Origin of the sequence: Wolbachia endosymbiont (group A) of Anoplius nigerrimus (genome assembly GCF_947251795.1) — a bacterium.
In the GTDB taxonomy this organism is placed as follows: Bacteria; Pseudomonadota; Alphaproteobacteria; order Rickettsiales; family Anaplasmataceae; genus Wolbachia.
On the sequence record NZ_OX366385.1, the window covers coordinates 1,183,347 to 1,203,547 of the forward strand.

Genomic DNA, 20,201 nt, shown 5'->3' on the forward strand with positions numbered 1-20,201 from the left:
CGTTACGTGCTAAACAATTAACAATTCAAAAATGCTAGACGAAACAACAAAAAATTTGCTTATTGTAGAAGTAAATAAACTCTTACCCGAAAATAGCGAGAATAAGCTTATATCAGCTATGCGTTATATACTCCTTGCTCCTGCAAAACATATACGCTCCTTTTTAGTCGTAGCTTCATCGCGAGTGTTTAACGCAGAAGCTAAAAAAGTAATATCAGTTGCTGCAGCAATTGAATTTGTTCATGCTTACTCTCTAATTCACGATGATTTACCATGCATGGACAACAGTGATACTCGCAGAAGCCAGCTAAGCTGCCATAAAAAATTTGATGAAGCAACAGCAGTGCTTGCCGGAGATGGACTACTTACTCTGGCTTTTGAGGTATTATCTTCGTTAAATGAGAAACGCTGTGAGATCATAAAAGTGCTCTCTCAAGCAATAGGAATTAGGGGAATGGTAGGAGGACAGGTTTTAGATATTGGTGCAGATTTTAACAAAATAAAAGAAATTCATTTGATGAAAACCGCAAAACTATTTGCAGCTTCATGTGAAATAGGTGCTATAATAGGGAATGCTACAGATAAGCAACGTAAAGCGTTATATAACTACGGGATAAACCTAGGGCTTATCTTTCAAGCTAAGGATGATATTGAAGATTACGAACAAGATAAAACAAATAATCTAATGTCTGTACTTGGTAAAAGTGAAGTAGAAGACTATATAGATGCCCTCTTTAAACAAGGCTTGGATAATTTGAGTGCGCTTTCAGGGGATACTAATTATTTATATGATTTATTGAATCAAGTAAGGAAAGATGGTTAGAAAAATTATATTACAAATGCTTATTTCCATAGTAATGATTCTCACTTTAACCTCTGCTTTTATGTTTACTATTGTCTATATAAACAAAGGTAAACCAGAAAAAAAGGACAAGCTTTATGAGATAAGTGCCACGCATGGTGGTTTGATACAGACAATAGCACATTATCTAGTGAAGCCAATACTTGAATCAGCACTCGACCGCTATATTGAAAAGCATGGGCTAACAGAATATTTAGAAGAAATGACGCAGCAAAAGGAAGAAGATTCGATAAATTTTTATGAAATTACTGAAGGCAGTGGCAGCAAGGCTTTCTGCGGCCTGGAAGTCCTACTGCAAATATATAAAATTTCTAATAATAACTTAACAACACTCCCTAGCAAAGTTTCTGATGTTACTTTGAAAATAGGTCAAGATGACCTAAAAGAAGTGGGTTTAGGGGTGATAGGTATGAAAGAAGGCGGAGAGCGTGTAGTTACTATTGCCAATGATAACAAAGTGAATTTTAATTCTTATTACGTCAAACTGATCGAAGTAAAGGATAAATATCCCGACTCAGTGAATAATCTGATGGTTTTTAATGACTTAATTAACAAGACTGGAAAACAAGTAAGGTGCGGTGATGAGATATCAGTTAAATATAGCGTAAAGAAGCATAATGGGGAATATATAGTCAAAGATCAAACAGTGCAATTTAGGGTTGGCGATAAAAAAATACCACTTGCTATAGAGCTTGGAGTTGTGGGAATGAGAGCTGGTAATAAAAGAACTATTCTTTCTCCGCCTGACCTTTTGACTATTACTGACGATATGTTAATAAAAGATATAGATTATGATGAAGAAAATATCTCAATAATTGACTTAAGCTTAGATATTAAGCAAGAGGTCGCAGCACACCGTTCTACTGTTGAAAAACGTATCCGTTCAGGAGAGTGGTTTAAGAAACAATAGATAGGAGATTTTGGGAAGGATTGAGACCCCTTTGTTTCCAAGTTAAGTATAATGAAATTATCCGCTCAAGTTCCCCGCTTTGATTGTGTAAAATATGAGTTTTTGCGATAAACGACATAATGCCGAATTTGCCGTTCAGCGTGGTTATTTGTCAGCGGAATATTTTCTGGGTCATCTAAAAATTTCCACATCATTCTTTCAGATCTCAGAACATTTTTTGCAACTCGAGAGGCTCCAATTGCTTCAGGTAAACGAGATATCTCCTTCAAGTAATACTTTGTACGTTTTCTTAATTTTCTGGCACGTCTGACAAACCTCAAAACATCTATTTCACTTTTTAGTAAAGCTTTTTTTAGTGCAAATAATTCAGTGGCCACGTTTCTCAAGTAACAACCCAGAACTTTAACTTCAACTATGTGCTAATCTTTCAAAATCTCTTGATAAATGTGCCCAACAGATTTGCCTGTTTTTATCGGCAAAATAATTGTATGCTGCATACCTGTCAGTTATTACCAAGCTATTGCGATTGCAGAATTTACTATTTTGTAAAACTTTCATTCCTCTTGACTCTGTAAATTTTACAAAACTTGCCGTATTGCTTGCAAACATCCAACACCAAGCGAGTTTACCTTTGTTATAATGGCTCGTTTCATCAATATGTAAAACTTTACTTCTACTTATCTCTTGTTCGATTTGCTCATATGTTTTTTCGCATTTTGATGCAACTCTGTGTTCACTGTTTGATATGCTGCCAACACTTATATTCAAATTAAAAATGTCATTTATAATGCTAGCCACTTCGCGTTTTGAATTCTTGTAAAATCCCCTGAGTGCTGCAATTATCGATTTAACTTTTGGACCAAATGTATCTGATGTAACACCTTCTGGTAATTTGCTGCTTCTTCTTTTTCCGCACTTCCGACAACGGCCATGCTCTAACTGATACTCTACTATATACGGCTTAATTTCTTGCAGATCAACTTTCTGATGAACATATGGTTTTTCACATACTGCAATCTCCCCTCCGCATTCGCAAGTATTAGGCAACTCTATCTTTACTACTTTATCTGCTTCCATTTTGGCACGAAAACTTCCTTTATGTCCAACCTGACCGCCAATATTCCTTTCGCTTTTTGGCTTGTCCTTTTTTATTTTATATAGCTCTTTTGAGCTAGGCAGAGATGAGTTTTTTGAATTTAAGCCAAGCCTTTCCTTTAATTCAGCGTTCTCTATCTTTAAAGCCTTGTTCTCTGCTTTTAGACTTTCATTCTCTCTTTCCAGCCTTTCTATTTTTGCTTCTAACTTTTCTATTTTTTGCTGTAAATTTTTGCAAAGTTCTAAAAGGTTTACCATATTACCTCACTTTTGCTCTATGATTATCTTTTTAGATCACCTTGTCTACCTTATTCTGCCACTCCGCTGAACGGATACCGTTTCAGTTTGTATAGGTAAAGACCTAGAAATTTGATAAAGACATAGAGCGCACATAGTGCAAAAAATTAAACAATAGTACGCCAAATACAAGTTTTCTTGTCATTTTAATCTGCTGCAGAGATTGCGAAGTTAAATAATATAGCTTCACTTCCATGATAAGGGGGCTGGCGAGGCTTGTCAAGGAAGTTTTTTGTTTCTATATTGTCAGCTACTTGCATGACACCTCTGGGCACTGCCGTCATAAAGGAACCAGTGTTAGCTACTTGGATGACAACCATTATATTTGAGGCAAAATTGACTATCACTTCTTCTTATAGAGCTTGCTCCAAATTCTATTGTTAGTTAATACAAAAAACACTGTTAAAATTATAAAATACGCCACTACTTTTAATCCAAGTTTATGCCGGCGCTCTAATTCTGGCTCTGCTGCCCATTGTAAAAAATTTATCACATCATACGCCATATTTTCAACTGTGGCTTGTCTTGCACCATCATATTCCACCATTCCTTCAGAAAGTGGTGGTGCCATAGCTAACCTGCCTGTTGAAAAGTAAGGGTTGAAGTATAAATCATTTTCATCGTGCTCGCCGTTTTGATAGCCTGTTAACAGTGAATAGACATAATTTGCACCATCATGCCTTGCTTTAATAATTAACGATAAGTCTGGTGGAACTACACCATTATTGCTTGCTGAAGCTGCTTCTTTTGTATCAAAAGGTGCAATAAAATAATCCGAAGGTATTCCAGGTCTATCGAACATTTCACCCAAATCATTCGGACCATCTTTAACTTGGTAAGAAGCTGCAATCTGTTTTATATCTTCTTCAGAAAAACCGACATCCTGCAAATTACGAAATGCTACCCTATTCATTGAATGACAAGCAGCACAGACTTCTTTATACACTTTATAGCCACGCTGAATTGACTCTCTATCGAAAGATCCGGTAATTCCATCAAATTTCCAGTCCATTTTTTTATTTGGTGATGGCTTGAATTCTTCTGCAGATGTAAAACTAGATAGGAATAGCATGCAGAAGATTGCAAATACATTAGATCCCATGCATAACCACTGTTTTAGTAGATTTCGAATTGATGTCATGCAAGTAGCTGACACTGGTATTTCATCACTAACATTATGTTTATTGCGCACTTCTAGAACTTGTTGTCCATTGCATGATTTGTAAGTATTTTTATATCTGGATCCCAGTGTCAAGCACTGGGACGACAACGGAAGATAGTGGAATGACACTGTGTGTTGTATACAACGTTCATACAGTTGTGTACATGATGGTGGAATCCATTTATTTTTCTTCTGGATCCCAGTGTCAAGCACTGGGATGACAGAAGAGAGCCCTGGAGTAAAAGAAGAGGGCTCTGGGGTGAAAGAAGAAAGTTCTGGGATGACAGAGAATTTTGTAAGAGATTTGCTTTGAGTTGACATCACCTCATCTCCGGCACAGAATCACTTAAGGTTTTTGGTGGTTCTTTTGGCTTTTCATATTTACTAAGCAGTGGTAAAATTATCACAAAATATGCAAAGTAATAAAGAGTAGATAGCCTACTCATAGTGATGTAAGGCTCTTTCACCTCTTGTCCCCCAAGCCAGGCAAGAAGTGCAAAATTTATTGCAAAAACCCAAAAAAATTTCTTGAATACCGGGCGATAAGCACCACTTTTAACCTTTGATTTATCAAGCCAAGGTAACAAAAACCACACTAAAATAGACGCAAACATGGTAAGCACACCAGTAAGTTTATCTGGAATTGAACGTAGCATTGCATAAAAAGGTAAAAAATACCACTCTGGCACTATATGTACCGGAGTGATCATAGAATCAGCTTCTATATAATTGTCTGGATGTCCAAGATAATTAGGAGCATAGAAAACAAATGCAAACAAAACTACAAAAAACAGACCAAAAGTTATGCAATCCTTGACTATATAATAAGGATAGAGAGGAATGGTATCCTTATCCGATTTTACCTCCACTCCACTTGGGTTACCAGAGCCAAACCTATGCAGAGCTATCACATGAAGCATAGCTAAAGCAATAATAACAAAAGGCAGAAGATAATGCAGAGCGAAAAAACGGTTAAGTGTTGGGTTATCCACTGAAAAACCACCCCATAACCATATAACTATTTTATTGCCAATTAAAGGTATAGCAGAAAATAAGTTGGTTATAACTGTTGCGCCCCAGAAACTCATTTGTCCCCAAGGAAGAACATATCCCATAAAGGCAGTTGCCATCATTGCAAAAAATATAAATATACCAATAAACCACACCATCTCTCGTGGCCTCTTGTAAGATCCGTAATATAACCCACGCATTATATGAACATAGACTACCATAAAGAAGAGCGATGCCCCGACAGCATGAGTGTAGCGTATTAACCACCCGTAATTCACATCCCGCATTATACGCTCCACGCTATTAAACGCATAATCAACATGTGGAGTGTAGTGCATAGCAAGAAATATGCCTGTTATTATTTGTAAAACCAGCGCTATACCAGCCAAAGAGCCAAAGTTCCAAGCATAATTTAAGTTTTTTGGCACTTGATAAGAAGCAGTGTGTCTTAGAAAAGAAAATATAGGCAGTCTATATTCTATCCATCCTAATATGCCTTTTTCCTCTTCTATCGTTGTTTTTTTTTTAGTATCATCTTGCATAACTTAAAGCTTTCTCTACCTTTAACTCGTTTTATTGTAGCAACTTATCCTTTACACACAAATAAAAAGTTTAAAGCGATATTAATTACTACCTCTTCAGCAATCTGTCACGTGCTGCGTTTAATTTTTGTGCAAAATATTCCGAGCCTCCCTTATCTGGGTGAACTAATTTCATTAAATTTTGATATGCTTTATTGATTTCATTTTGACTTGCCTCAGGATTCAGCCCCAGTATCTTTAATGCTTCATCTTTGGACATGTTGTCACCAGTGTAATTTTCAGTATAACTTCTACTGCTATTAAATTCGTTCAAAAACTTACTCAATATAGAGTTCATCATGAAACTTATGTTATTTTTTTTTGTCAGGAAAAGAAAAAATACAACAACGCTAGGCAAAATAAATATAATTACTATGAATACTAAAAAAAGAAAAAAGATGAATGACATGTATATTTTTTTATCATTTTATGATTAAATAGTAACAATTATAATTGTCATGGTAAATAACATGTTCATCCAGATTGAAGAAACACCAAATCCAAACACACTGAAATTTCTCCCTGGATTTACAATTCTAAACGAAGGAGAAACGGCTGATTTTTCAAATGCAGATGAAATAAAAAACTCCAAGTTAGCAGCAAATCTTTTTCAAATAGAACATGTGGTAAGAGTGTTTTTTGGTCATGATTTTATTTCAGTAACAAAATTGGGTGGAATTAATTGGGATACATTAAAAGTAGAAATTTTAACTACAATCATGGATCACTTTACTTCAGGTGGGAAAGCACTAGATAAAGAAGGAGTAAATGATAATAATATACCGGATGAAGAATTTTTTGATAAAAATGATATAGAAATTGTAAATAGAATAAAAGAATTGATGGAAAGTTATATCAAACCTGCAGTTGCTCAAGATGGTGGCGCTATCAAATTTCGTGGCTATAAAGACGGGATAGTTTATGTTGAGCTACAAGGAGCTTGCTCTGGATGCCCAAGTGCTGCAATTACTTTAAAGCAAGGAGTGCAGAATATGCTGAGCTACCACATACCAGAGGTTGCAGGTATAGAGACCATACTATGACTAATCAAACGGTTAGAGGAACAAAAGATCTCCTGTTTGATGAATGGTACAAGTTTAAACACATAGAGCAAACAGCAAGCAGAATCTCAAGTCTATATGGCTTTTTGCCTGCTCAAACTCCGATATTTGAATATACGGAAGTTTTCACAAAGACTTTAGGTGATAGCTCAGACATCATCACTAAAGAGATGTACACCTTTAATGATAAAGGGGGAAAGAGCATAACTTTACGTCCTGAGTTCACTGCAGCGATTGTCAGGCTACTCATTGAAAAAAAACTGCAAACACCGATAAAATTATTCTCAACAGGACCTGCATTTCGTTACGAAAGACCGCAAAAGGGAAGACAGAGGCAATTTCATCAGATAAATTTTGAGGTTTTTGGTGTAGAAGATTCAAAAGCCGATGTTGAATTGATATCACTCGCTCAGCACTTACTAACTGAATTTGGCATCAATAAAAATGTAAAGCTGGAAATCAACTCTCTGGGTGATAGTGAAACAATAACTAAGTATAGAGAAGCTTTGATCTTATACTTTACAAAGTATCAAAACGATCTATCAGAAGATAGCAAAAATAGGTTGATCAAAAATCCACTCAGAATACTGGATTCTAAGGATGAGAAAGATAGATTAATAATTTCTGATGCACCTAAAATCAGTGATCACTATACAAAAGAATCTTCATATTTCTTTGACCAGGTGTTAAATGGACTGCAAGCTCTTGGCATACCTTACACTGTAAATAGCAAATTAGTTCGAGGTCTAGACTATTATTGTCACACAGTATTTGAATTTGTCACAGAAGATTTAGGTGCACAAGGGGCAGTTTTTGCCGGTGGAAGATACGATAATCTAGTATCTTCAGTAGGTGGAAAACACACTCCAGCAATAGGATTTGCAGGAGGTATTGAACGCATAATGGAGTTAATCAATTATTCTCCGAAAGAAGAGCGACCTATTTACCTAATTCCGATCGGCAGAGAGGCTGAAAAACATGCTTTAACACTTGCAAATGAATTGCGCAGAAATGGTTTATATGTAGTCTACGAATATAGCGGAGCACTTAAAAACCGAATGAAAAAAGCAAATCAAGCAAATGCTAAAGCTGCTTTAATCTTTGGCGATGAAGAATTGAGTAGTAAAACTTTAAAGATTAAAAACATGGATACAGGTGAAGAAAAAATAATTGCTCGCGATAACACAATAGAAAACATCGTATCCGTTCAGGAGAGAGGTTTAAGAAACAATAGATAGAAGGTTTTGGAAAGGATTGAGACCCATTTGTTTCCATGTTAAGTATAACGAAATTATCCGTTCAAGTTCCCCGCTTCGATTGGGTAAAATATGAATTTTTGCGATAAACGACATAACGCCGTATCTGCTGTTCAGCATGGTTGTTTGTCAGCAGAATGTTTTCTGGGTCATCTAGGCTCTGTGGACAAAATTTTAGAGAAGCCATACAAGAGCTCCAACAAAATTGAGAAAACCCATAAAAACCTCAGCAGTTTTATCAAATCTGGAAAAAATGCGCCTAAAATTTTTAATTTTACCAAAAAAACACTCAATCAAATGACGTTCTTTGTAGATATGCTCATCGTAATACCTTTGCACTTTTCGATTCCGTTTTGGCGGAATAACTACTGTACATCCCTTGTCTTCAAGACTTGTAACAAAGGCATTGCTATCGTAGCCCTTGTCAGCTACTACAGTAGAGTTATAGATACTTTCGGTCAACACTTGTGCCTGCGTAATTTCATTTCTTTGACCAGGAGTCAGAGTAAATTTAAGTGGATTTCCAAGTGCATCGACAAGCGCATGTATTTTAGTTGTAAAGCCACCTTTGCTCCTCCCTAAAGCTTCTTGATCCTTGGAGTTTTTTGTATATCCAGATGAACATGGATGGGCTCGGATGATCGTACCGTCGATTATAGCAACTTCTAAATCAGGCTCTTGTTTAGTATATTCAAGCAATTTTTTCCAGACATCTCTTTCACACCATCTTTTAAATCGCTTATGTATACTCCTGTAATTACCATAAGTTTTTGGTAAAAGTCTCCATTGGCAACCACTTCGCACTATGTACCACACTGCCTCTATGAATATTCTTAAACGTTTTTCATCTTTGCTGTGCATTCCTTTTACGCTTTTTATGAACTCTAAAATTTGTTTCCAATTTTCCTCTTTGATGTAATATTGCATATGGTAGTTTCTCCATTTTTTACCTATTAGGCTAAACTACCATCTTTTTCTCTCTTTTCATATTTTTTGTCCACAGAGCCTAGAACCTGTTCATAATCTTTTGAGGAACAAAGCAGTGAAAGCAAGAACTACCATTTGCAAGCTGGTGTTGAGTTTACGCTCGCAATTTTTCCATAACCGTCTACATTTTTCCAACCAAGCAAAAGAACGCTCTACAACCCATCTTTTTGGCAATACAGCAAAGGTATGTAATTCACTGCGTTTTATTACCTCAACAGTTGCACCAATAGTTGCTTTTATTTGTGTTGCAAAATTCTCTCCCGTATAGCCTGCATCAACCAGTACATTTTTAACTCCCGAGAGGTTTTCTTTTGCATTTTCTACCATTCTCACAGCACTGCTACGGTCAGTTATCTCTGCTGTTGTTACATAAATTGCATGTGGCAAACCTTGCGTATCTACTGCAATATGGCGTTTTATTCCTGAAATCTTTTTGCCTGCATCGTAGCCTTTTTCTTCAGCAGTATCTGCATTTTTTACACTCTGTGCATCAATTATGCAGAAGCTGGTTTTTTCTTTCCGACCATTGTTTTGTCGGACTACGCCAACTATTTTTTTTTAACACCAGCTCCAGAACACTTTCTTTATTTGCATCTGGTTTTTCACTCCACTTCTTAAAATAGTCGTAACAATTGCGCCATTTTGGAAACTCTTTTGGTAGCATTCTCCACTGACAACCGCTTTTCAGAACGTATAACACTCCACAAAATACATCATACAAATCAAGTTTTCTTGGTTTTGTTTTTTTTCTACAGGACTCTAGGCTCTGTGGACAAAATTTTAGAGAAGCCATACAAGAGCTCCAACAAAATTGAGAAAACCCATAAAAACCTCAGCAGTTTTATCAAATCTGGAAAAAATGCGCCTAAAATTTTTAATTTTACCAAAAAAACACTCAATCAAATGACGTTCTTTGTAGATATGCTCATCGTAATACCTTTGCACTTTTCGATTCCGTTTTGGCGGAATAACTACTGTACATCCCTTGTCTTCAAGACTTGTAACAAAGGCATTGCTATCGTAGCCCTTGTCAGCTACTACAGTAGAGTTATAGATACTTTCGGTCAACACTTGTGCCTGCGTAATTTCATTTCTTTGACCAGGAGTCAGAGTAAATTTAAGTGGATTTCCAAGTGCATCGACAAGCGCATGTATTTTAGTTGTAAAGCCACCTTTGCTCCTCCCTAAAGCTTCTTGATCCTTGGAGTTTTTTGTATATCCAGATGAACATGGATGGGCTCGGATGATCGTACCGTCGATTATAGCAACTTCTAAATCAGGCTCTTGTTTAGTATATTCAAGCAATTTTTTCCAGACATCTCTTTCACACCATCTTTTAAATCGCTTATGTATACTCCTGTAATTACCATAAGTTTTTGGTAAAAGTCTCCATTGGCAACCACTTCGCACTATGTACCACACTGCCTCTATGAATATTCTTAAACGTTTTTCATCTTTGCTGTGCATTCCTTTTACGCTTTTTATGAACTCTAAAATTTGTTTCCAATTTTCCTCTTTGATGTAATATTGCATATGGTAGTTTCTCCATTTTTTACCTATTAGGCTAAACTACCATCTTTTTCTCTCTTTTCATATTTTTTGTCCACAGAGCCTAGATCTGGTAATATAATCTCAAATCTTTCCCGACTTATATTACTTGGGTATAAACTCCTCATATATCCTAACTTATATACATTATCTCTTAGTTTATTCCTTTCTTGAGATCATGTACAGGTTCTTAGATGACTATGAGGATGACTCACCAAGTTATTCCTCACACCCTTATTACTACTATTTACATGGTCTGGAGGTTAGCATGAATCATAAAAAAATTAAAGATTTAGAAAAGAAAATTGAGAATCTACAGCTACGTATGGAGTCAGTGGTAGCAATGCCTGGACCTCCTGGGCCAAGAGGTTTGCCAGGTCAAAGAGGCGAACTAGGACCACGTGGTCTTGATGGGCTGCCAGGCATACCTGGAGAAAAAGGAGAAAAGGGCCAAGAAGGCGGGTTTTATGCAGTCTCAGAACTAACAGGAAAGCCAGGTCCTAAGAGCATGTCTTCAAACTGAAGAATGAGCTAATTTGTGAAGCATAATAGTGATCATATTAAAGAAGATATAGTTTTTTGAGGTGAGAGGAGAATGCTCGTAATCTTTACTCATGCGCCTAAAATTGGAAAGCCAGGCAAAAGTTCTTTCAACAATCCAACGTTTGGGAATAACTTGAAATCCTGTATCAACTATTTTCTTGGCAATCGTTAATAAACATCCCGTTTCCAATAAGCATCTGTTTTGTAATTTACCTATGTACCCTTGATCAGCAAAAAACTTACGTAAAGTTGGAACTTTGCATTTAGCTTGGGCAAAAAGATTTAGAGCACTATCACGATCTTGAATACTTGCACTCTGTACTTCAGCAGCAATTACAAGACCCACAGTATCTACAATAATATGGCGTTTTCTGCCCTTTATTTTTTTGCCAGCATCATATCCTCTGGATCCCCTTTTTGAGTAGTTTTCACTGACTGGCTATCAATTATACCTACTGATGGAGTCTTATTTTTACCAATCATCTCTCTTACTTTTTTAACTAGAAAATCATGAATTTCTTGCCATATTCCACTTTTTTTCAAGCGCGAATTACAACTATATACGGTTTTCCATGGTGGAAAATCTTTAGGCAGTTGTCTCCATTGACATCCTGTTCTCATCATATAGCGGATTGCATTAATAATTGTTCTAATACTATGTTTTCTTGGTCTGCCGGTCTTTTTAGGTTCAAAATATGGCTCTATTGTCTTCCATTCTTTGTCACTTATATCGCTTGGGTACATCTTAAAATGTACCTTATACCATACTTCTTAACTTCTTTCTACTCAGTTTGAAGACATGCTCTAAAGGGGATCAAGGTCATCCAGGTCTAAACGGGTTGCCTGGAGAGAAAGGTGACAAGGGTGATCAAGGTTATTTGGGTTACGGCTATCCAAGCCAAAAGGGTAAGCCAGGTGCACCTGGCTTACCAGGACTAGATGGAATGCCTGGAGGACCAAAAGGTGAAAAAGGAGAAGCTGGTGGCCCACAAGGTCCAAAGGGAGAAAAGGGAATGCCAGGGTTGAGTATAACGAGTCCAAAAGGAGATCGTGGAGAATCGGGATTGAAAGGCTCAAGTGGAGCGAAGGGTGATCAAGGGCCTAAAGGCAAACAAGGTGATTTAGGGCTTAAAGGCCCACAAGGCCCAAGTGGAGCAAAAGGAGAGAAAGGTAATGAAGGTAGTAGTGGTCCTAAAGGGCTGAGAGGTTGGAAAGGTGAATCTGGTTTGCAAGGTAAAGAAGGAGCGCAAGGTAAAGCTGGTAAAGATGGAACCCCGGGTTCTAAAGGAGCAGATGGAGCTCCTGGTAAAGATGGATTGCCAGGAATGCCTGGATCAAAAGGTGACCAAGGAAATGCAGGTCCAAGAGGCCCTCAAGGAAATAAAGGTGATCAAGGCTTAGTAGGTCCACAAGGTTTCAAGGGAGATAAAGGAGAACAGGGTATACAAGGTCCTAGGCTCTGTGGACAAAAAATATGAAAAGAGAGAAAAAGATGGTAGTTTAGCCTAATAGGTAAAAAATGGAGAAACTACCATATGCAATATTACATCAAAGAGGAAAATTGGAAACAAATTTTAGAGTTCATAAAAAGCGTAAAAGGAATGCACAGCAAAGATGAAAAACGTTTAAGAATATTCATAGAGGCAGTGTGGTACATAGTGCGAAGTGGTTGCCAATGGAGACTTTTACCAAAAACTTATGGTAATTACAGGAGTATACATAAGCGATTTAAAAGATGGTGTGAAAGAGATGTCTGGAAAAAATTGCTTGAATATACTAAACAAGAGCCTGATTTAGAAGTTGCTATAATCGACGGTACGATCATCCGAGCCCATCCATGTTCATCTGGATATACAAAAAACTCCAAGGATCAAGAAGCTTTAGGGAGGAGCAAAGGTGGCTTTACAACTAAAATACATGCGCTTGTCGATGCACTTGGAAATCCACTTAAATTTACTCTGACTCCTGGTCAAAGAAATGAAATTACGCAGGCACAAGTGTTGACCGAAAGTATCTATAACTCTACTGTAGTAGCTGACAAGGGCTACGATAGCAATGCCTTTGTTACAAGTCTTGAAGACAAGGGATGTACAGTAGTTATTCCGCCAAAACGGAATCGAAAAGTGCAAAGGTATTACGATGAGCATATCTACAAAGAACGTCATTTGATTGAGTGTTTTTTTGGTAAAATTAAAAATTTTAGGCGCATTTTTTCCAGATTTGATAAAACTGCTGAGGTTTTTATGGGTTTTCTCAATTTTGTTGGAGCTCTTGTATGGCTTCTCTAAAATTTTGTCCACAGAGCCTAGCTGATCACCTTTATAATTATTGTTAAGATCTTTGATTTTCTCCTCACCCAATTCCATTATTCGAATTAGAGAGGTATCAATAAAATCCGTTTTTATTTTGTCAATATCTATCAATTTATTACCATAAATCGTAATTTCACTTTTACCTTTTTCACTATTCACATCATAGCCTTGCTCTTTAACTCCTGTTATTACTTCCTTCTTTAGTAATCTATGAATAGTATTTATTATTTTTTGACCACAATCTTGAAAAAAATCTCTGATTGTATCAAATGCCTTTGATAAGGAGATGGTTTCAGTATGTGCGTATTTTTTACCTAGTGGTGGCTCTTCAGCATTCTGGTGTATAGATTCTATTTGCTGAGGGTCAAGCATCATTGCATGACGTTTTGAGCGTGTTGGGTTTGCTTGTGTTTCAGATGACAACATGCCCTTAATATCTTGTTTTTTATTCTCACCATCAGCAACCATACCATCACTTGATTTCCTTTTTTTAGGAAGTAATTGTGGTGGCTCCTCATTATTCTGGGATACTGCATTTAAATTCTTAAGTTTAGGAGGTAATTGTGGTGACTCTTCTTTCCTAGAACTGATAAACTCTTGTACTCTTTCTAGATAACCAACATTTTTGTCCTCTTTAGGCACTCGCGCACCTTCAAATTTGATTTTTTGTATCTCTTCAATACTCAGCCCATTTTCTTTAAGCCATCCCCCTCTTTTGCTCATTGATTCAACAAACTCATTAATTTTTTTTATATTACCTGCACTATCATCAACCAACATTACATTTTTTGGCAACTGACCATTGTGATTGTTCTTATAGTTCACAATTGCTTTACAGATGTGTAAATTCTTTCCAACTTGACTTTGTTGTTCTTTGAGATCTTTTGGAAGCTCATTATCATAATCTGCTGGAAATCCACCAAATACAGAAATACTGTCTGCTTGTTCTTTAGATAAGCCCAAATGATTTTCTACAACCCTTTTTACAGCATTTGGATATCCTGTATATGATGCAATATTCACTTCTATTCCGTTTGAAAGTGCAGACTGTAATGTAGATTTCAGCCCCTCTTCATTTTTTATTCCGTCTGTATTTTTTAGAAAATCTTTTATATTGTGATCAGTCACTGCATTTTCCACAGCAGAATTAAAATCACTTTTTTTAATTCCGGAGTGTCTACCAAAGAAAACACCATGCATGTGTCCATTAGTGATAGTGTTATCAAAATCAAATATTAATAGGGTATTATTTCCTTTAGCCATATCTTCACCTCTAATCCTTACAAATCATATGGGTAGAGACTAACATTAATAGATTAATTATTTATTATAACCTTTCTAATTAATAGTGTGATAAATAAAGTAAATATAACAAGAAGTAAAAATCAACGGCATAAAGAAAAGACTTAAAGAGAGGCCAAATCAAAGTGCAATGGTATTTCACTAATCCAATTATTTTTCTCCCGATCTAGCCTATCATCTAATATAGCCTGCCTTATTGATGCCATTAACTTATTCATGAAGAAAATATTATGAATGGTAACGAGCGTGTAAGCCAGGAGCTCTTTAGCTTTCAATAAATGGTGTATATAAGCTCTTGAATGCTTTCTGCAGGTAAAACATAAGCAGTCACTTTCAATTGGGTTATTGTCCAGCTCGAATTGTTGATTTCGCAAATTAATATGCTCTTTGCACTTTGAAGAAATAGAATCTCTATTTTTTACTTTAATAAGCGCACCACCATGCCTTGCTAAACGGGTTGGATGCACGCAATCAAACGTATCAATTCCAAGACTAACTCCGCGAAAGATGTCCACAATTCCACCAATACCAAGCAAATGAGTAGGCCTGTCTTTTTTCAGATGGTCCATAGTGAAAGAAACTACATCGTACATCTGCTCTTTACTTTGACCAAGTGATCCACCTATTGCTTGACCAAAAAATGGCAAATCGTTAATAAAATTACAACTTTCTCTACGTAAATCTTGATATACTCCGCCTTGACTAATTCCATACAGTGCCTGCTTGCCATTATTGTTTTTTTCAAATTCATTTAAAGAACGTTTAGCCCATCTGTGGCTCATGAGCATTGATTTTGCTGTATATTCTTTGCTTATGTGAAATGGAGTACATTCATCTAAGACTAAGATTAAATCTGCACCTAATTTTTGTTGAATTTTTATAGATTTTTCAGGAGTTAAGCAATAAGTTTTACCATTAATGTAAGAACGAAAAATTGCCCCATCCTCATTAATTTTGATCAAAGTTTTTTGTTTTTTTCTTATTCCTTTTATCTCTTCCGAAACTGATCCGTGCCCTAAGCTAAATATCTGATATCCACCTGAGTCAGTTAGCATTGGCCCATTCCATCCCATCATCTTGTGCAAACCACCAAGTTTTGCAACAGTATTCTCTCCTGGTTGAAGCATTAGGTGATAGGTGTTGGAAAGTATTATCTGAGTACCTGCTTCACTAATTCTCTCGATATCTGCAGCTTTAATTGCAGCTTTTGTTGCACAGAATATAAAAGCTGGTGTTTCTACGCTTCCATTTGGAGTTTTAATTGTTCCAACTTTTGCAGAACCTGATTGCTTGATTATCTTAAATGCAAATTCTTCTTTCATCTATTTGCCTGAAAGTTCTGTTATGATGTTTTCTACTTTTTCAGGAGTAAGATTTTCATAGAAGTCATTATTAATCTGCGCAACGGGAGCATTAACGCATGCACCTAGGCATTCAACTTCTTTTAAAGTGAACAGATTGTCTTTAGTAGTCTCACCGATATTGATTCCAAGCTTCTTTTTAAAGGTATTTAAAACTTCTTCACTATTGCACAACCAGCAAGGAGTTGTTCTACAAATTTGTATTAGATATTTGCCTACTGGTTTTAAATTATACAGGGTGTAAAAATTTGCCACTTCATATACACGAATATGTGGAATATGCAGCATATCAGCAACATAACGCATAGCAGATTCAGAAACCCATCCGCATTGCTCTTGAACCAGGTATAGTAAAGGCATGACAGCGCCTCCTTCTCTACCTTTGGGATACATCTCTATAAACTTTTCTGCTTTCTTGAGGTTTTCTGATATAAAACTAAACTGCTTTTCTTTTTCTGTCATTCATGAGACTCGTGTAAACTTTAACAGATTATACCTGTAGAACCAATGATTGCAATTGTTGGTTTTTTGAGAAATAGCGTTTTGCAGTATTACACTACCCATACTGTCCAACTTGTAAATTCTTTTGGTTGGCTATAGGGTCCAGTTAAACAAAATCTGGTCATGCGCTAGCTTCAATTGTTTCATAAGTTTGTTTCGGTAAATCTCAATTATTTTAGCTACAGCTAACTACTTAAAAAAATGCTTAAGAAATTATAGTATATTATTAATAAATATACTATCCTTGACATTTATTATAAATGTTGTGTATAATAAACTATATTTATTAATATGAGGTTAAACTATGAGTAAACAATTAAACTTATGGAGACAGGAAACTGGTGAAGAGAATTTTAGAAAATTTATTACGTCAATATTAGGCAGTGAGGAAAAAGATAGAGAAGAAAGGCTTCGAGCTCATGCCACAACTATTTATAGAAATTATGAACAGAGTCATAATCAAAAGCATTTTAGAGAAAATAAATTTGCTTCTGGTGCAGTAGTGATAGCATCTTGTGCTCTGATTCTGTTGTCTCGATATTTTGATTTAAGAGAAAAAGTGCAAAGACCACTTGAATACATGGCACTTGCATCAATTGTTATTTTTGGAGTTGGATTTTTATATTCACTTTATCAAGAAAACGAATATAAAGTTTCTGATAAAAGGGAAAAATATGAATCAGATTACGCAAAACATAAGGAGCTTCCTGAAATTCAAACAATTATGGATGAGCTAAAGGCAGAAACCCTAGGAGAGAATAAACAAAGATCTTAGTCAAAACTTACAATTCCGCTACCTGTTAGCGGAACCTGTGCAATGCATAGCAAATTTTGCCTTTAGGATAGATTATATAGTTTGAGATACTTTATCCTCTCCTCATTTACAAAGCTTTTCAGCCCTCTTCAAGCTTATATTTGCCTTTTAGTATAAAACATTATATTAATTTTTTAATTTTAGTTAAAATTTTCATTGACATTAACACCAGGGGTAATCATAATAGCATTTTATTAATATTTTAAATAAAATTATGTCTATATTAAGAAGATTACTCGGGATCAGCTCAAATACACCGGAAGTTAAAGAAGCAATAGGTTTTAACCCAGCAAAAGTAGGGTTAATTGAAGGAAATGGAGTTGCTTATGGATTCAGCTATCAAGATAATGGTAATGGGAGCAGTAAAGTGAAATTACTTATTAGTCCACTATATCAATCAAAAACATACGAATGTAATACAGATATCAGCGTAGCAAATGAGCTCAAGGATCAATTATCTCTTACATTAATAGAAGATTCAGCTGAAATAGATAAAGTTGGAATCATCTTCCCTGAAGAAGGAATTAGCGAAGAAGGAGAAAAATACGTTAAAGGTTTATCTTTTCACACTTACGGAATCAAGCAATCAATCAACGTACCTTCAGTTGAACATTTAGAGCATGTCTTCAAACTGAAGAATGAGCTAATTTGTGAAGCATAATAGTGATCATATTAAAGAAGATATAGTTTTTTGAGGTGAGAGGAGAATGCTCGTAATCTTTACTCATGCGCCTAAAATTGGAAAGCCAGGCAAAAGTTCTTTCAACAATCCAACGTTTGGGAATAACTTGAAATCCTGTATCAACTATTTTCTTGGCAATCGTTAATAAACATCCCGTTTCCAATAAGCATCTGTTTTGTAATTTACCTATGTACCCTTGATCAGCAAAAAACTTACGTAAAGTTGGAACTTTGCATTTAGCTTGGGCAAAAAGATTTAGAGCACTATCACGATCTTGAATACTTGCACTCTGTACTTCAGCAGCAATTACAAGACCCACAGTATCTACAATAATATGGCGTTTTCTGCCCTTTATTTTTTTGCCAGCATCATATCCTCTGGATCCCCTTTTTGAGTAGTTTTCACTGACTGGCTATCAATTATACCTACTGATGGAGTCTTATTTTTACCAATCATCTCTCTTACTTTTTTAACTAGAAAATCATGAATTTCTTGCCATATTCCACTTTTTTTCAAGCGCGAATTACAACTATATACGGTTTTCCATGGTGGAAAATCTTTAGGCAGTTGTCTCCATTGACATCCTGTTCTCATCATATAGCGGATTGCATTAATAATTGTTCTAATACTATGTTTTCTTGGTCTGCCGGTCTTTTTAGGTTCAAAATATGGCTCTATTGTCTTCCATTCTTTGTCACTTATATCGCTTGGGTACATCTTAAAATGTACCTTATACCATACTTCTTAACTTCTTTCTACTCAGTTTGAAGACATGCTCTTAGATAAAAGGAAATTACAAAAGAATATTAATAATGGTAGTCCTGCAAATGTGGGCAATAGTTACTCTCAACCAAGAGCAGTGAAAGTTGGTAATGGTGATGTAATTGTAATCGCTCATAACTTAAAGGATCAAACTTTAGTTTCTTGGTATTTAAAATCAGATGGAAGTGGAAAATTTAAAGCATTAGCTGGAAAAAACCGTATCACAGAAAGAAAATTATTGGAATTTGGTAACCCAGGGCAACTGGCATTAGATGGAAACACGATACTTTATTCGCAAGTGAGAAAAGACATTGCTAGGCTCTGTGGACAAAAAATATGAAAAGAGAGAAAAAGATGGTAGTTTAGCCTAATAGGTAAAAAATGGAGAAACTACCATATGCAATATTACATCAAAGAGGAAAATTGGAAACAAATTTTAGAGTTCATAAAAAGCGTAAAAGGAATGCACAGCAAAGATGAAAAACGTTTAAGAATATTCATAGAGGCAGTGTGGTACATAGTGCGAAGTGGTTGCCAATGGAGACTTTTACCAAAAACTTATGGTAATTACAGGAGTATACATAAGCGATTTAAAAGATGGTGTGAAAGAGATGTCTGGAAAAAATTGCTTGAATATACTAAACAAGAGCCTGATTTAGAAGTTGCTATAATCGACGGTACGATCATCCGAGCCCATCCATGTTCATCTGGATATACAAAAAACTCCAAGGATCAAGAAGCTTTAGGGAGGAGCAAAGGTGGCTTTACAACTAAAATACATGCGCTTGTCGATGCACTTGGAAATCCACTTAAATTTACTCTGACTCCTGGTCAAAGAAATGAAATTACGCAGGCACAAGTGTTGACCGAAAGTATCTATAACTCTACTGTAGTAGCTGACAAGGGCTACGATAGCAATGCCTTTGTTACAAGTCTTGAAGACAAGGGATGTACAGTAGTTATTCCGCCAAAACGGAATCGAAAAGTGCAAAGGTATTACGATGAGCATATCTACAAAGAACGTCATTTGATTGAGTGTTTTTTTGGTAAAATTAAAAATTTTAGGCGCATTTTTTCCAGATTTGATAAAACTGCTGAGGTTTTTATGGGTTTTCTCAATTTTGTTGGAGCTCTTGTATGGCTTCTCTAAAATT

23 protein-coding genes and 2 pseudogenes are annotated in these 20,201 nt (G+C 35.9%); 11 read left to right on the forward strand and 14 right to left on the reverse strand.

The features are described from left to right. Window positions 1–31: 31 nt before the first annotated feature. Together OPR26_RS06350 and OPR26_RS06355 are read left to right on the forward strand one after the other, a co-directional pair. Window positions 32–823 carry a polyprenyl synthetase family protein gene (locus OPR26_RS06350; RefSeq protein ID WP_253301955.1) on the forward strand — a complete coding sequence of 264 codons (792 nt, stop codon included), beginning with the start codon at window positions 32–34 and terminating at the stop codon, window positions 821–823. After that, window positions 816–1,772: an FKBP-type peptidyl-prolyl cis-trans isomerase gene (locus OPR26_RS06355; RefSeq protein ID WP_265015795.1), complete on the forward strand. Its 957-nt coding sequence runs from the start codon at window positions 816–818 to the stop codon at window positions 1,770–1,772. The genes OPR26_RS06350 and OPR26_RS06355 overlap by 8 nt, the downstream gene beginning before the upstream one ends. Here OPR26_RS06355 and tnpC read toward each other — a convergent pair. From tnpC to OPR26_RS06375, 4 genes and pseudogenes are all read right to left on the reverse strand, one after another. Continuing rightward, a pseudogene (gene tnpC / locus OPR26_RS06360) lies at window positions 1,759–3,125 on the reverse strand (IS66 family transposase). The gene OPR26_RS06355 and the pseudogene tnpC overlap by 14 nt on opposite strands. Window positions 3,126–3,507: 382 nt before the next feature. Next, a complete protein-coding gene (locus OPR26_RS06365) occupies window positions 3,508–4,266 on the reverse strand; it encodes a cytochrome c1 (protein WP_253302908.1) in 759 nt (252 codons plus the stop codon). A gap of 380 nt (window positions 4,267–4,646) precedes the next feature. Beyond that, entirely contained in the window at window positions 4,647–5,879 is a 1,233-nt protein-coding gene (locus tag OPR26_RS06370; RefSeq protein WP_265015796.1) for a cytochrome b, read from the reverse strand. 88 nt (window positions 5,880–5,967) lie between these two features. Beyond that, window positions 5,968–6,192 (reverse strand): DnaJ domain-containing protein, encoded by a 225-nt coding sequence (locus OPR26_RS06375; protein WP_265015797.1) that lies wholly within the window; start codon window positions 6,190–6,192, stop codon window positions 5,968–5,970. A 196-nt stretch (window positions 6,193–6,388) separates the two neighbouring features. Between OPR26_RS06375 and OPR26_RS06380 the strand changes: the two genes are divergently transcribed. Continuing rightward, window positions 6,389–6,961 (forward strand): NifU family protein, encoded by a 573-nt coding sequence (locus OPR26_RS06380; protein ID WP_265016302.1) that lies wholly within the window; start codon window positions 6,389–6,391, stop codon window positions 6,959–6,961. Beyond that, on the forward strand, window positions 6,958–8,217 hold the full coding sequence (gene hisS, locus OPR26_RS06385) for a histidine--tRNA ligase (protein WP_265015798.1): 1,260 nt from the start codon (window positions 6,958–6,960) through the stop codon (window positions 8,215–8,217). Before OPR26_RS06380 ends, hisS begins: the two co-directional genes overlap by 4 nt. Here hisS and OPR26_RS06390 read toward each other — a convergent pair. The 4 genes and pseudogenes from OPR26_RS06390 to OPR26_RS06405 form a co-directional block, all read right to left on the reverse strand. After that, window positions 8,200–8,392 (reverse strand): annotated as a pseudogene (locus OPR26_RS06390) (IS66 family transposase); the annotation flags it as partial. The gene hisS and the pseudogene OPR26_RS06390 sit on opposite strands and share 18 nt — an antisense overlap. Window positions 8,393–8,409: 17 nt before the next feature. After that, window positions 8,410–9,162: an IS5 family transposase gene (locus OPR26_RS06395; protein ID WP_264702259.1), complete on the reverse strand. Its 753-nt coding sequence runs from the start codon at window positions 9,160–9,162 to the stop codon at window positions 8,410–8,412. A 90-nt stretch (window positions 9,163–9,252) separates the two neighbouring features. After that, a protein-coding gene (locus OPR26_RS06400; RefSeq protein WP_265015623.1) for an IS5 family transposase occupies window positions 9,253–10,015 on the reverse strand; the annotation gives its coding sequence in 2 pieces (ribosomal slippage) (window positions 9,253–9,780 and window positions 9,782–10,015; 762 coding nt in all). After that, complete coding sequence (locus tag OPR26_RS06405) at window positions 10,003–10,755, reverse strand: IS5 family transposase (protein WP_264702259.1); 753 nt, start codon at window positions 10,753–10,755, stop codon at window positions 10,003–10,005. Before OPR26_RS06405 ends, OPR26_RS06400 begins: the two co-directional genes overlap by 13 nt. A gap of 283 nt (window positions 10,756–11,038) precedes the next feature. Here OPR26_RS06405 and OPR26_RS06410 point away from each other — a divergent pair, with 283 nt between their 5' ends. Continuing rightward, window positions 11,039–11,293, forward strand: a complete 255-nt coding sequence (locus OPR26_RS06410) for a hypothetical protein (protein ID WP_265015799.1) — start codon at window positions 11,039–11,041, stop codon at window positions 11,291–11,293. On the opposite strand, the gene OPR26_RS06415 is transcribed toward OPR26_RS06410, so the two are convergent. Together OPR26_RS06415 and OPR26_RS06420 are read right to left on the reverse strand one after the other, a co-directional pair. Beyond that, window positions 11,285–11,695, reverse strand: a complete 411-nt coding sequence (locus OPR26_RS06415) for a transposase (protein ID WP_320157296.1) — start codon at window positions 11,693–11,695, stop codon at window positions 11,285–11,287. The two genes, OPR26_RS06410 and OPR26_RS06415, sit on opposite strands and share 9 nt — an antisense overlap. Further along, window positions 11,692–12,057 (reverse strand): transposase, encoded by a 366-nt coding sequence (locus OPR26_RS06420; RefSeq protein WP_264731180.1) that lies wholly within the window; start codon window positions 12,055–12,057, stop codon window positions 11,692–11,694. The genes OPR26_RS06415 and OPR26_RS06420 overlap by 4 nt, the downstream gene beginning before the upstream one ends. A 47-nt stretch (window positions 12,058–12,104) precedes the next feature. Between OPR26_RS06420 and OPR26_RS06425 the strand changes: the two genes are divergently transcribed. Together OPR26_RS06425 and OPR26_RS06430 are read left to right on the forward strand one after the other, a co-directional pair. Then, a complete protein-coding gene (locus OPR26_RS06425) occupies window positions 12,105–12,791 on the forward strand; it encodes a collagen-like domain-containing protein (RefSeq protein ID WP_265015800.1) in 687 nt (228 codons plus the stop codon). A 57-nt stretch (window positions 12,792–12,848) separates the two neighbouring features. Continuing rightward, complete coding sequence (locus tag OPR26_RS06430) at window positions 12,849–13,601, forward strand: IS5 family transposase (RefSeq protein ID WP_264702259.1); 753 nt, start codon at window positions 12,849–12,851, stop codon at window positions 13,599–13,601. Between the two features lie 1,430 nt (window positions 13,602–15,031). On the opposite strand, the gene tgt is transcribed toward OPR26_RS06430, so the two are convergent. Together tgt and nuoE are read right to left on the reverse strand one after the other, a co-directional pair. Beyond that, window positions 15,032–16,249, reverse strand: a complete 1,218-nt coding sequence (gene tgt, locus OPR26_RS06435; RefSeq protein ID WP_265015801.1) for a tRNA guanosine(34) transglycosylase Tgt — start codon at window positions 16,247–16,249, stop codon at window positions 15,032–15,034. Then, on the reverse strand, window positions 16,250–16,750 hold the full coding sequence (nuoE, locus tag OPR26_RS06440; RefSeq protein ID WP_264702540.1) for an NADH-quinone oxidoreductase subunit NuoE: 501 nt from the start codon (window positions 16,748–16,750) through the stop codon (window positions 16,250–16,252). It abuts the gene before it with no gap. A 343-nt stretch (window positions 16,751–17,093) separates the two neighbouring features. Between nuoE and OPR26_RS06445 the strand changes: the two genes are divergently transcribed. Both OPR26_RS06445 and OPR26_RS06450 read left to right on the forward strand, forming a co-directional pair. Beyond that, on the forward strand, window positions 17,094–17,564 hold the full coding sequence (locus OPR26_RS06445) for a hypothetical protein (RefSeq protein ID WP_264702536.1): 471 nt from the start codon (window positions 17,094–17,096) through the stop codon (window positions 17,562–17,564). Window positions 17,565–17,817: 253 nt separating this feature from the next. Continuing rightward, window positions 17,818–18,264, forward strand: coding sequence for a hypothetical protein (locus tag OPR26_RS06450; protein WP_265015802.1), 447 nt, complete (start codon window positions 17,818–17,820; stop codon window positions 18,262–18,264). Here OPR26_RS06450 and OPR26_RS06455 read toward each other — a convergent pair. Both OPR26_RS06455 and OPR26_RS06460 read right to left on the reverse strand, forming a co-directional pair. Further along, window positions 18,230–18,640 (reverse strand): transposase, encoded by a 411-nt coding sequence (locus tag OPR26_RS06455; RefSeq protein ID WP_320157296.1) that lies wholly within the window; start codon window positions 18,638–18,640, stop codon window positions 18,230–18,232. The genes OPR26_RS06450 and OPR26_RS06455 overlap by 35 nt on opposite strands. Then, window positions 18,637–19,002 (reverse strand): transposase, encoded by a 366-nt coding sequence (locus OPR26_RS06460; protein WP_264731180.1) that lies wholly within the window; start codon window positions 19,000–19,002, stop codon window positions 18,637–18,639. The genes OPR26_RS06455 and OPR26_RS06460 overlap by 4 nt, the downstream gene beginning before the upstream one ends. A 55-nt stretch (window positions 19,003–19,057) precedes the next feature. Here OPR26_RS06460 and OPR26_RS06465 point away from each other — a divergent pair, with 55 nt between their 5' ends. Both OPR26_RS06465 and OPR26_RS06470 read left to right on the forward strand, forming a co-directional pair. Next, on the forward strand, window positions 19,058–19,387 hold the full coding sequence (locus OPR26_RS06465; protein ID WP_265015803.1) for a hypothetical protein: 330 nt from the start codon (window positions 19,058–19,060) through the stop codon (window positions 19,385–19,387). A gap of 57 nt (window positions 19,388–19,444) precedes the next feature. After that, complete coding sequence (locus OPR26_RS06470) at window positions 19,445–20,197, forward strand: IS5 family transposase (RefSeq protein ID WP_264702259.1); 753 nt, start codon at window positions 19,445–19,447, stop codon at window positions 20,195–20,197. Window positions 20,198–20,201: the final 4 nt, after the last annotated feature.